The organism is Streptomyces sp. NPDC031426 (assembly GCF_055581585.1).
The window spans coordinates 153,668-163,949 of record NZ_JBVIJE010000018.1 but is presented as its reverse complement, the minus strand read 5'-3'; the positions used below and the strand labels follow the sequence as shown (position 1 = coordinate 163,949).

General features: G+C 69.6%; 8 protein-coding genes, 1 tRNA gene and 1 pseudogene. 4 read left to right on the top strand and 6 right to left on the bottom strand.

Going from position 1 to position 10,282, the window contains the following annotated elements; translation table 11 throughout:
- Both ACZ5NH_RS31290 and ACZ5NH_RS31285 read left to right on the top strand, forming a co-directional pair.
- On the top strand, positions 1–997 hold a 997-nt coding region (locus ACZ5NH_RS31290; RefSeq protein WP_468779948.1), incomplete at its 5' end, for a Hint domain-containing protein.
- A 29-nt stretch (positions 998–1,026) separates the two neighbouring features.
- The gene (locus tag ACZ5NH_RS31285; protein WP_468779946.1) at positions 1,027–1,344 is read left to right on the top strand and encodes a hypothetical protein; all 318 of its coding nucleotides are present in this window, start codon (positions 1,027–1,029) and stop codon (positions 1,342–1,344) included.
- Positions 1,345–1,819: 475 nt separating this feature from the next.
- Here ACZ5NH_RS31285 and ACZ5NH_RS31280 read toward each other — a convergent pair whose 3' ends face one another.
- The 5 genes and pseudogenes from ACZ5NH_RS31280 to ACZ5NH_RS31260 form a co-directional block, all read right to left on the bottom strand.
- Positions 1,820–2,668, bottom strand: coding sequence for a DUF3987 domain-containing protein (locus ACZ5NH_RS31280; protein WP_468779961.1), 849 nt, complete (start codon positions 2,666–2,668; stop codon positions 1,820–1,822).
- A pseudogene (locus ACZ5NH_RS31275) lies at positions 2,607–3,056 on the bottom strand (tyrosine-type recombinase/integrase); the annotation flags it as partial. The pseudogene ACZ5NH_RS31275 and the gene ACZ5NH_RS31280, both read right to left, overlap by 62 nt.
- Before the next feature lie 759 nt (positions 3,057–3,815).
- Positions 3,816–3,891: transfer RNA gene (locus tag ACZ5NH_RS31270), tRNA-Arg, on the bottom strand.
- Positions 3,892–3,982: 91 nt separating this feature from the next.
- Entirely contained in the window at positions 3,983–5,593 is a 1,611-nt protein-coding gene (locus tag ACZ5NH_RS31265; RefSeq protein ID WP_468779944.1) for an IclR family transcriptional regulator domain-containing protein, read from the bottom strand.
- A gap of 82 nt (positions 5,594–5,675) precedes the next feature.
- Positions 5,676–6,908, bottom strand: a complete 1,233-nt coding sequence (locus ACZ5NH_RS31260) for a M6 family metalloprotease domain-containing protein (protein ID WP_468779942.1) — start codon at positions 6,906–6,908, stop codon at positions 5,676–5,678.
- Positions 6,909–7,341: 433 nt separating this feature from the next.
- Between ACZ5NH_RS31260 and ACZ5NH_RS31255 the strand changes: the two genes are divergently transcribed.
- Together ACZ5NH_RS31255 and ACZ5NH_RS31250 are read left to right on the top strand one after the other, a co-directional pair.
- Positions 7,342–7,989 carry a TetR/AcrR family transcriptional regulator gene (locus ACZ5NH_RS31255; RefSeq protein WP_388632312.1) on the top strand — a complete coding sequence of 216 codons (648 nt, stop codon included), beginning with the start codon at positions 7,342–7,344 and terminating at the stop codon, positions 7,987–7,989.
- Between the two features lie 179 nt (positions 7,990–8,168).
- Complete coding sequence (locus tag ACZ5NH_RS31250; RefSeq protein WP_468779940.1) at positions 8,169–9,725, top strand: MFS transporter; 1,557 nt, start codon at positions 8,169–8,171, stop codon at positions 9,723–9,725.
- A 31-nt stretch (positions 9,726–9,756) separates the two neighbouring features.
- On the opposite strand, the gene ACZ5NH_RS31245 is transcribed toward ACZ5NH_RS31250, so the two are convergent.
- Positions 9,757–10,266: a MarR family winged helix-turn-helix transcriptional regulator gene (locus tag ACZ5NH_RS31245; protein WP_468779938.1), complete on the bottom strand. Its 510-nt coding sequence runs from the start codon at positions 10,264–10,266 to the stop codon at positions 9,757–9,759.
- Positions 10,267–10,282: the final 16 nt, after the last annotated feature.

Below are 10,282 nucleotides of genomic sequence, written 5' to 3'. Positions count from 1 at the left end.
GCGCTACTGCCAGCACAACGAGGTGCTGTGCGACCTCGCCTCCATGGGCCCCGGCGCCGAGGTCGCCGCCGAAGAGCTGTGGACCGTGGAGAAGGCCTTCGGCCTCGGAAACTGGTACCCCTGCAGCAAGGGCGACCTCGAAGCCTGCACGCAACTCGCTGAGGACCAGGCGTTCCGTAGCAAGTGGAAGCTCCTCGAAGAGGGGGTGGAAGCGCTTCAGGACCTGCGCCGCCTCCGCTACATGAAGGGGTGCACCCAGTGCTTCCCGGCCGGCACCAAGGTCCTCATGGCGAACGCGGGCACCAAGAACATCGAAGCCATCCACCCGGGCGACACCGTTCTGGCCAGCGACCCACTCACCGGCCGCACCGCACCCCGCAAGGTCAGCCGTCTCATCATCACCGACGGCGACAAACACTTCGACGAACTCACCATCGCCACGCCCGAAGGCCCCCGGAAACTCACCGCCACCTACGAACACCCCTTCTGGAGCCCCTCAGCACACCAGTGGGTCAAGGCCCACGACCTCACCCCCGACACCACCCTCCTCAGCACCGGTGGCACCACCGTCCGCGTCCAGGCCAACCGTGCCTTCGACCAGCAAACCCGCACCTACAACCTCACCGTCGAAGACCTCCACACCTACTACGTGCTGGCCGGCCGCACGCCGGTGCTGGTGCACAATTCAGGGTGCCCGGCGAATCTCGATGATGTCTGGCACGAGGGAAGTTTCGAAAACCCCGGGAGAAGCTTCCAATACCACTGGAAAAAGCACGGTGAGACATTGAATGTCCCGCCCGACAAGTATTTGCAGGATGCGACGGACTGGGCGAAGCGACTGGCCGAGCCGGGCGGCAAGAAGGGTTACAATCAGAAGAGGATGCCCTTCCCGGACGGTAAGTGGGGCGTGAAGTACACCGATCCCCACGGGGGTATGGGCGGGATGATCGGGCCGGATGGACGAGTCGTTTCCTTCTGGTACGACGAGAACCATTAGAAGCGGGGGAAGACATGATGCTCGGTTTCATGGACGCCTACACTCTCTGGCTCAACCTGCCGTTCCCCCGGAAGGGATCGACGAAGGACCTGATCCTGGCGCACAGCGATCTGGCGGAAGCCGACGAGTACGTGACGACCGTGATCCGATTCGTGGAAAGCGGCATCTTCAAGCCTGCTCCGGTCGACGTACCGGCGATGCTCGAAGAGTTGATGCAGCGAATCGATCGGCTCAGTGACACAGCATCGGACGGCGACCAGGCCGTGGCCCGCTCGCAACACGCATACGCGGCCCTGCTCGATCTCGTTTACCGGCAGTTCCTTGAGGCGGGAGGTCCGCATGAATAGCGGAATCGCCTCCCTCGGTACCGGCCGAATCGAGTCGGAGCACTGAGGCAGGGCCGGCCTTCCCAGGGTCCGTCGGGTTTTCTCCGGCGGGCCCTCCGGCGTGTCTGACGGCAGTTCACCGGAAACGGCGATCTCGATACCGGCTCACCGCTGAGTGGTGCCGTAGTGGTGGACTTGGTTCGCTGTTGGCATGTTCATTGGCAAATCATTGGGAGTGCCTACAGTGCTGATCAGATCCCCGGTCCGCGACAGTCTCAAGGGTCTTCGAGCGCCGCGGACGGCGTGTCAGATGACGGTCCGCAGCACGCGGGCGACGGCGATGGCATCGTCCGCACAGCCGCGGACGGGGATAAAGGATTGCTCTTGGGACGCCCGATCGCGAGGGTGGCTAGGGGCGGCGAGCGCGACGGCCAGCGCGATTGAGCATCATCCTGGTTCTGCAGCGAACGACGGGCAGCCGTCCACCTGCGCGCGATCAACCCGATTTATACGAAGAGGCTTCTGAAGCATCGTCTACGACCGAGGGATGCACTCGGTACACCGCAGCTGGTTGGCGCCCACGCGATCCAGCTCGTTCCTCGTGGAGCCGACGGACGTAGCCGTGCTCCTCAAGGAGCCTCAGTGCCGGCGCCGTGGAACTCACGGTGGGGAAGGCCCGGCGACGGGCTGTGACGAGTTCGTGGGCCTTGAAGCTGGTGACCTTCGTCCTGCGGATCCAGTCGAGCACCAGCTGAGCCTTCTCGCTGTCAGCCTCGGTTTCCATGAGGTCGAAGGCCGCCAGTGCGTGGGCGGTGTAGTACTCGCCGATCGCGATGGCGCGCTCGATCGTGGCCGCCTCGATCGGTTCGCCCCACCGGCCTGTGGCGCGGTCGGCGAGGTGGAGGAGGCCGGCGATGCGGGCAACGGCGCCGACGTACTTGCCTGCCCAGTCGTCGATGTGGGCTAGGGGGCCGTCCGGTCGCAGCGAGCTCGCGGGGCGGGGCGGTTTCGGTCTTGATGGTCTTGCCGATGGGACCCACGGCCGCGTCCGGGCGGGCCTGGACGGCCGTTTCGCACTGGCCGCACAGAGCCTCAGCGCCTTCCTCGGTGACCACGAGCATTGCCCACAGCGATTCGTTGCCGCACTCGCAGAGCAGGCGGAGCCCGTTGATGACGGTGGTGACCGGCTGTTCGGCGAGTAGCCCTGCCGGCACCGGCAGCTGCTTGGCGAAGGCGGTGACGGCCTGGCGGTCGGAGGTGGCCAGGAAGGCTGCGTAGTACTTGAGCGTGGTCGCTCCTCCGCCGCCGTGCCCGACGCGGCCGGCGACCGTTCGTACGTCGGCACCGGCGCCCAGGAGTTCGGTCACGTTGTACGCGCGCAGGTCTTTCAGGCGGTGGGTGTGGATCTTCAGCTTCTGCGCGAGGCGGCGGTATCTCTGGCTGACGCTTGAGGGCACGAGTGGGGCGGAGCTGTCGGCTTCGCCGGAGAACACGAAGGCGTCACGGGCGAGTTCACCACCGAGCGCCTTGCAGCGCTCCTCGGCGCGGGCTCGATGGGCGGCCAGGACGGAACGCGTGATCACGTCGATGGCCTGCTTACGGCGCTGGTGGGTCTTGGTGTCCTTGATTCTGCGACCGTTGTTGGAGTGCTTCACGAAGAGTTCGAGGCGGTCGAGGTTGATGTCTGCCCAGCGCAGAGCGCACATCTCGCCGCGGCGTGAGCCGGTGACCATCGTCATGAACAGGAACGTTCCCCAGTCCAGATCCCGCTGCCAGGCAGTGTTCAGAACCAGGGCTGCCTCTTCAGGAGTGGGCGGGTCGGGGTTCGGCTTGGGTTGGGATGGCGGCTCGGCAAGGGCTGCCACGTTCGTCGTCACGTAACCCCAGCGCAGGCCGCGGTTGAGCGCTGGCCGCAGGATGAAGTGAATCTTGCGGATGGAGTTCGCGGCGAGTGGCTCGCAGACGTGCTTCTGCTTCGTTGTGGGGTCGGTCTTGCCGTTGCGTCGCCCCTCGCACTGTTCCTGGCACTGCCGGAGGCGGGCGTAGAACAGCTCCAGCATCTCGGCGGTCAGCTTGCCGGCCTTGAGGTTGCCGAATGTGGGCTTGAGGTAGTTGCGGATGATGCCCTCGGCCCGTTCGTACGACGTCTCGTCGAGTTCGGCGACGCCCAACCACCGGTCGAGCAGAAACGACATGGTCACCTGCGTCTTGGGGTGGCGCTTCTCGTCGACCTGGTGCAGGAGCCTGGTGCGGGCCTTCTCCGCCTCGGTCTCCGTCTCGGCCTGCTCGTGGAGGTAGATGTCCTTCTTCGTGAGCGGGTCACGTCCGGCGTAGACCCGGACCTGGAAGCCGGCCCCGTTGGGACGGACGCTGCCGCGCTGACGTCGCTTGCTCTTGGTGTTCGCCATGGTCCTGGAACCTATTCATGGTTAATGCCATGGCTACGTCGAACAGCGCGTTTACCTCAGAGAGGTAAACGCGCTGGTCAGACCTGGTGCCCCCGGCAGGATTCGAACCTGCGACACCCGCTTTAGGAGAGCGGTGCTCTATCCCCTGAGCTACGAAGGCAAGAAGGCGTTGCTCGGTCGGTGGCGACGAGCCACCGAGCGACAGTGTAGCGGGTGGGTCGTCGCCGTACGGCGGGCCGGGGATGCGGGGGTCAGGACGCGGGGATGTGGGTGAAGCGGGAGGCGGTGTGGAAGTCCGACTCGATGTGGTCGGCGGTGGTGCGGAGGGCGGGGAGGATCTCCTGGACGCAGTCCTCCAGGGTGCGGCGGGCCGCGTGGGTGGCGACGTTCAGGGCGGCGACCGCCCGGCCGGACCGGTTCCGCAGTGGGACCGCGATGGAGCGTAGGCCCGACTCCAGTTCCTCGTCGACCAGGGCGTATCCCTGGGCGCGGACCTCGGCGAGGGGCGGGGGGAGGGGAGATGTGGTTTCCGCCAGGAGGACGCGGCCGAGGGAGGTCTGCGCGGCGGGGAGGCGGGCGCCGACCGTGATGTGGACCGTGAGGACGCGGCTCGCGCCCGCTCCGGCCGTGTACTGGATCTCCGTGCCGTCGGGCGTCAGCACCGCCAGCGCCGTCGGCTCGTGCAGCCGGTCCGCGAGAAGGCGGAGGTGGGGCTCGGCCAGGCGGGGGAGCGTGGTGCGGGACAGGGGCGGGAAGCCGAGGTCGAGGACGCGGGGGGTCAGGGCGAAGGTGCGGTCGGGGTGCGCGCGTACCAGGCCCAGCTGTTCGTGGGTGAGCAGCGCGCGGCGGGCCGTGGCCCGGGCCAGGCCGGTCGCCCGTGCCACCTCGCTCAGGGACAGCGCCGAGCGGCCCTCGCCGAAGGCAGTCGGCACGGTCAGCCCGCGCGCCAGGGACTCCACGAAGTCCCGGCCCAGCTCGTGCTTGGACGCCGTCGTCCAGGTCGCGAGGCCCGCGGGGGGCGGCCCCGGCTCGGGCGGCGGTGCCGTGCGCAGGGCGGACTCCATCGCCGTCACCGCCGTACGAAGGCGGGGGAGGAGAGTGGTGCGCAGGTCGGACGCCGAGTGGCGTCTGGTGTGGCTGACCACGCTCGCCACGCAGGCCGGGCGGCCGGTGTCCGGGTGCCGTACGGGCACGGAGACCGCGACCAGGCCCGGTTCGATCAGCTGGTCGTCCACCGCCCAGCCGTCCCGGCGCGCCCGCTCCACGCGTGCCGGGAAGGTGGAGTCGTCGGCGGGCGGTTGCCTCGGCGGTACGGCGGGGAACGTCGAGTCCGTCGGGTCCGCCGCGCGGCGGGCGCGCCAGCGGGTCCAGTCCGGCTCCGTCCACTCGGTCGCGAACAGCGGGCCCGGCGCGGTGCGTTCGGCCGGGAGCAGGTCGCCGATGCGGAAGCTCACGGACATCGCGCGGCGGCGGGTGGCCTGGTGGATGAAGCGGATGCCGTCGAGGTCGGCGACCGCGAGCGAGACGGACTCGTCCAGCTCGTCGGCGAGGGCGTCGGCGTGGGCGCCGAGCAGTGCGGGCAGGCGGAGGGCGGCCAGGTAGGCGTTGCCCGGTTCCATCGCGCGGGGGGCCAGGATCACGTCCCGGCCGTCCAGGCGGACGTAGTCCATGCGGGCCAGGGTCGCGGTGATGCGGTCGACCGTGGAGCGGGCGAGGCCGGTGGCCCGCTCCAGTGCGCTGGGGCTCAGCGTGCCGCCCGCCTCGGTCAGCCGCCGCAGCACCCCGACCCCGCGCAGCAACGGCCCGACGGCTCCCCCCGCTTCGACACGGGCGTCGGCATCCAGTGCGGTCTTCGCGGGCATCGGCTCTCCGGTACGGCGTTCGGGCACGCCTACGGTAAACCGCCGCTCGGCACGCCGTTGCCCGAAGCGGGCCCGAGCGCCCCTACTGACGCGTCACCCGCAGCCGGTACTCGCCGTCCTCGTCCCTGCTGATCACCTGGACGGTGATGCCGTGGCGACGGTCCTTGAAGGTCTCGCCGGGGGAGAAGGGGGCGTCGGAGAGTTCTGCCTGGACGTTGGGGCTGCGGGTGCAGCCGCCGCTGCCGGGGTGGCTGTCCTGGACCGTGACCGGTCCGCGTCCGGTGTCGATCGCGCCGTCCACCTTGTAGATCAGGACACCCGGATGGCACACCACCCCGTCGTTGCCGCCCTGCTCCCGTACCTCCAGGACGTACGCACTCCGCGTGTCGAGGGGGACCAGGACCAGTTTTCCGCCGCCCGGCTTGTACAGCGGTGTCAGGTCGTACTCGACGGTGCCGCGTGCCGCCACGCAGCCCACCTGGGAGCCGTCCAGCCAGCCCAGTTTCCACTTGTGCCAGCCGAGCAGATCGTTGGAGGCACCCCAGTCCTCGCTCATGATGTCCCAGTGCCCGACCGCGCCTCCGCCCTCCTGCGTGTACAGGTCGGGCAGGCCGAAGGTGTGGCTGTTCTCGTGCGGCAGCACCCGGTAGCCGGTGCGGGAGTAGGAGCCGGAGCCGTCGTCCTGCCGGGAGTAGATGAAGGACGCGTTGGCGACGTGGACGCCGTCGGCGACCGGGGCGTCGCCGTTGCCGGCGAAGGTCACGGACAGGACCGTGTCCAGGGCGGAGGGGCCGGCGTTGGGGGTGATCAGGACGTTCAGGATGTCGTACGCGCGGAAGTCCACCTTGGGGTCGGCCGCGGCCACGATGTCCTGCACGAGCTGCCGGTAGCCGGGGTCGAAGGGCGCGCCGCGCTCTATGCCGTACCCCTTGAAGGGCCTGGGCATCCGCAGCCAGGTGGTGATCGGGGTCTCCGCCCGGTAGTCGAGGCGGCCGTAGGACGCGGTGCGGAACCACTCCTGGGTCTGCGGGAAGAACTCGTGGAAGCGGTCCATGGCCTTGCCCTGCCCGGGCGCGTCGGAGAAGTCGACCATCAGGGTCAGGGCGTGGAGCGTGCCGGTGGAGTGTGCGTAGCCGTGCGGGGTGGGCGTGCCCTCGGTCATCTCCACGTCGGCCCCGGCCTGGACCGCGCAGGGGGAGAGGGCGGAACGGGCCGTGCCGATGGGCCCGGCGGTGGTGGGCGCCATCAGGTGTCCGGTTCCGGCCGAGGTGCTGACCGTCAGGGTCAGCGCGGTCACCACGGCGAGAGCGGCCACCCGGCGCGGGCGTATGCGCCGGCGGACGCGCGGGCGCACTTCGCGGTCAAAGCCACCCCGGTGGGCCCGCGTGCCACCCCGGTGGGCCCGTGTGCCGGCCCGGGGGGCTCCCGCGGCGGCAAGGGGTATGTGGCGGGGCGGCTGCGGCTGCATGCATGGACCCTTCGCTCCACGGCAGCCACCGGTCTCCGGCTGCACCCTTGCGCTCACCCTGTGTCGGCGGGGTGCGGGGGCGCGCGCTGGAGGAGACCGATCGTGGGAATGCCGGGCCGCAGGAGGGTGAATCCGGGCGAGAGATGAGTGTGTCTCAGGTCACAGCGGTTCTTTTCGTGCTGGGGAAATAACCGGGGAACGTCTCCCCGTTTAGCCCTGTGTCCGAGCGAAAACGGGGACTGGTTCCCCGGATCGCCTTCAACGCCCCGAGGAGTACGCCGTGCCGACCGCGACCACCCCCGAAGTGCGCAAGGTGCCCCGGCCCCGCGCCGACGCCGTGCGCAACCGGGAGCGGATCGTCACCGCGGCCCGGGAGATGTTCGTCGAGCACGGTCCGGACGTGCCGCTCGACGAGATCGCCCGCCGGGCCGGCGTCGGCAACGCCACGGTGTACCGCAACTTCCCCGACCGCGAGGCCCTCGTCCGCGAGGTCGTCTGCTCCGTGATGGACCGTACGGCCGAGGCGGCCGAGGTGGCCCTCGCGGAGACCGGGGACGCCTTCGCCGCCCTGGAGCACTTCGTGCACGTCTCCGCCGACGAGCGGATCAGCGCGCTGTGCCCGATGATCGCCAGCAGCTTCGACAAGCACCACCCCGACCTGGAGGCCTCCCGCGAGCGCGTCGAGCAGCTCATCGAGGAGGTCATGGGCCGGGCCAAGGCGGCCGGACAGCTCCGGACCGACGTCGGCGTCGGCGACCTGATGATCGTGGTGGCCCAGCTGAGCCGGCCCCCGGCCGGCACGGACTGCCTGCGCGGCGACCGTTTCGTCCACCGCCACCTCCAGCTGTTCCTCGACGGCCTGCGGGCGCCCGCCCGCTCCGCCCTGCCGGGCACGGCCGTGACCATCAAGGAGCTGCGCGCGTCCTGACCGATTAGTTCGGCTCCCGATCCCAGTCCACCCGTAGGCCGGCACACCCGGCGCCCCGGCCGTCACCGTCGACGAGCCACACTCCGAGCTTCCGTTTTTTCGTCCTACCGTCTCTTTTCTCGATCTTTCTCGCACGTTTTCCGTCACTTCCGTCACGAAGTCCCGAAGTGGGTACCTCCATGTCCGAAACAGCCCGAAAGGCTCCCGGCGCCGCCGCGCCGACCGGCATCGACGCACGCGGCGCCGACGCCAACCGCTGGAAGGCGCTCGTCTTCATCGCGCTCGCCCAGCTGATGGTCGTCCTCGACGCCACCATCGTGAACATCGCCCTCCCCTCCGCCCAGAGCGACCTCGGCATATCCGACGGCAACCGGCAGTGGGTCGTCACGGCCTACGCCCTCGCTTTCGGCGGTCTGTTGCTCTTCGGCGGCCGGATCGCCGACAAATGGGGCCGCAAGCGCGCCTTCGTCACCGGCCTGGCCGGCTTCGCCCTCGCCTCCGCGCTGGGCGGTGCCGCCACCACCGGCCCGATGATGTTCGGCGCCCGCGCCCTCCAGGGCGTCTTCGGTGCCCTGCTCGCCCCGGCCGCGCTGTCGCTGCTCGCCGTGATGTTCACCGACGCCCGCGAGCGCGCCAAGGCGTTCGGCATCTACGGCGCCATCGCGGGCGGCGGCGGTGCCGTCGGCCTGATCCTCGGCGGTTTCCTCACCGAGTACCTGAACTGGCGCTGGACCTTCTTCGTGAACGTCCCGTTCGCCATCGTCGCCGCGGCCGGCGCCTACTTCGTCATCCGTGAGCCCGAGGGCGGCCGCAACCGCTCCCCGCTCGACATCCCCGGCGTGATCCTGTCCACCCTGGGTCTGGTCGCGCTCGTGTACGGCTTCACGCGCGCCGAGTCCGACGGCTGGGGCGACTCCCTGACCGTCTCGATGTTCGTCGCGTCCGCGGTGCTGCTGCTCGCCTTCGTGGTCGTCGAGTCCCGGGTCAAGGCTCCGCTGCTCCCGCTGCGCGTGGTCAGCAACCGCAACCGCGGCGGCATCTACCTCTCCCTCGGCCTCGCCATCATCGGCATGTTCGGCCTGTTCCTCTTCCTGACCTACTACCTGCAGGTCGTGAAGGGCTACTCGCCGGTCAAGACCGGCTTCGCCTTCCTGCCGATGATCGCGGGCATGATCACGGGGTCCACCCAGATCGGCACCCGCCTGATGACCCGGGTCGCGCCCCGGCTGCTGATGGGCCCCGGCTTCCTGGTCGCCGGCGTCGGCATGCTGCTGCTGACCCAGCTGAAGATCGACTCCTCGTACGGCATGCTGCTGCTGCCCGCGATGCTGCTGCTCGGCCTCGGCATGGGTACGGCGTTCATGCCGGCGATGTCCCTGGCCACCCAGGGCGTCGAGCCCCGGGACGCCGGTGTCGCCTCCGCGATGGTCAACACCTCGCAGCAGGTGGGCGGCGCGATCGGCACCGCCCTGCTGAACACCATCGCCGCGTCGGCGAAGACGTCGTACATCAAGGACCACATCGCCGGTGCGGCCACCAAGCCGCAGCAGCAGCTGGTCGGGCTCCAGGGCATGGTGCACGGCTACACCTCGGCGATCTGGTTCGCCGTCGGCATCCTCGGGCTCGCCGCCCTGATCGCCTTCACCTTCGTCAACGCCGGACGGCCGGGCACCACCGCGGTGATCTCCGGCGAGGGCGTCGAGGACGAGGTGCCGGTGCCGGTGGTGGCCCACTGACCGGCCGTGCGGCGCGTGGCCGTGCGCTGATCTAGCGGAGCCAGGGCAGGTCCGCACCCGCTTCATCGGGCTGGAGGCCCTCGGCGATGATCTCCATGATCTCGCCGAGGGCCTTCTGCTGTTCCGGGCTGAGCCGCTCGAACATCGCCTGCCGTACGGCGGCCACATGTCCCGGCGCGGTGCGCCTCAGCACCTCCGCGCCCTCGTCCGTGAGCACCGCGAACTGGCCGCGCTTGTCGGAGGGGCAGTCCTCGCGGCGCACCCAGCCGTTCTTCTCCAGCCGCGCGATCGCGTGCGACAGCCGGGAACGGGTGATCTTCGCCTGCATGGCCAGTTCGGTCATCCGCAGCCGGCGGCGCGGTGCCTCGGCGAGGCCCACGAGCAGGCCGTAGTAGATGTGCGGCATGCCCGCGTCGCGCTGCAGCTGCCGGTCGAGGTGGTCCTCCAGCAGGGTGGTGGCGTGCAGATAGGCGCGCCAGACGCGCTGTTCCCCGTCGCTGAGCCAGCGGGGCTGTGCGGCGGAGCCGGGTGCCGTGTTCATGCAGTCCACTGTACGA

Excerpts from the sequence above, each read along its gene's own strand:
- ACZ5NH_RS31245 (WP_468779938.1), bottom strand. The coding sequence starts at position 10,266 with ATGAACACGGCACCCGGCTCCGCCGCACAGCCCCGCTGGCTCAGCGAC.
- ACZ5NH_RS31285 (WP_468779946.1), top strand. The coding sequence starts at position 1,027 with ATGGACGCCTACACTCTCTGGCTCAACCTGCCGTTCCCCCGGAAGGGA.
- ACZ5NH_RS31250 (WP_468779940.1), top strand. The coding sequence starts at position 8,169 with ATGTCCGAAACAGCCCGAAAGGCTCCCGGCGCCGCCGCGCCGACCGGC.
- ACZ5NH_RS31265 (WP_468779944.1), bottom strand. The coding sequence starts at position 5,593 with ATGCCCGCGAAGACCGCACTGGATGCCGACGCCCGTGTCGAAGCGGGG.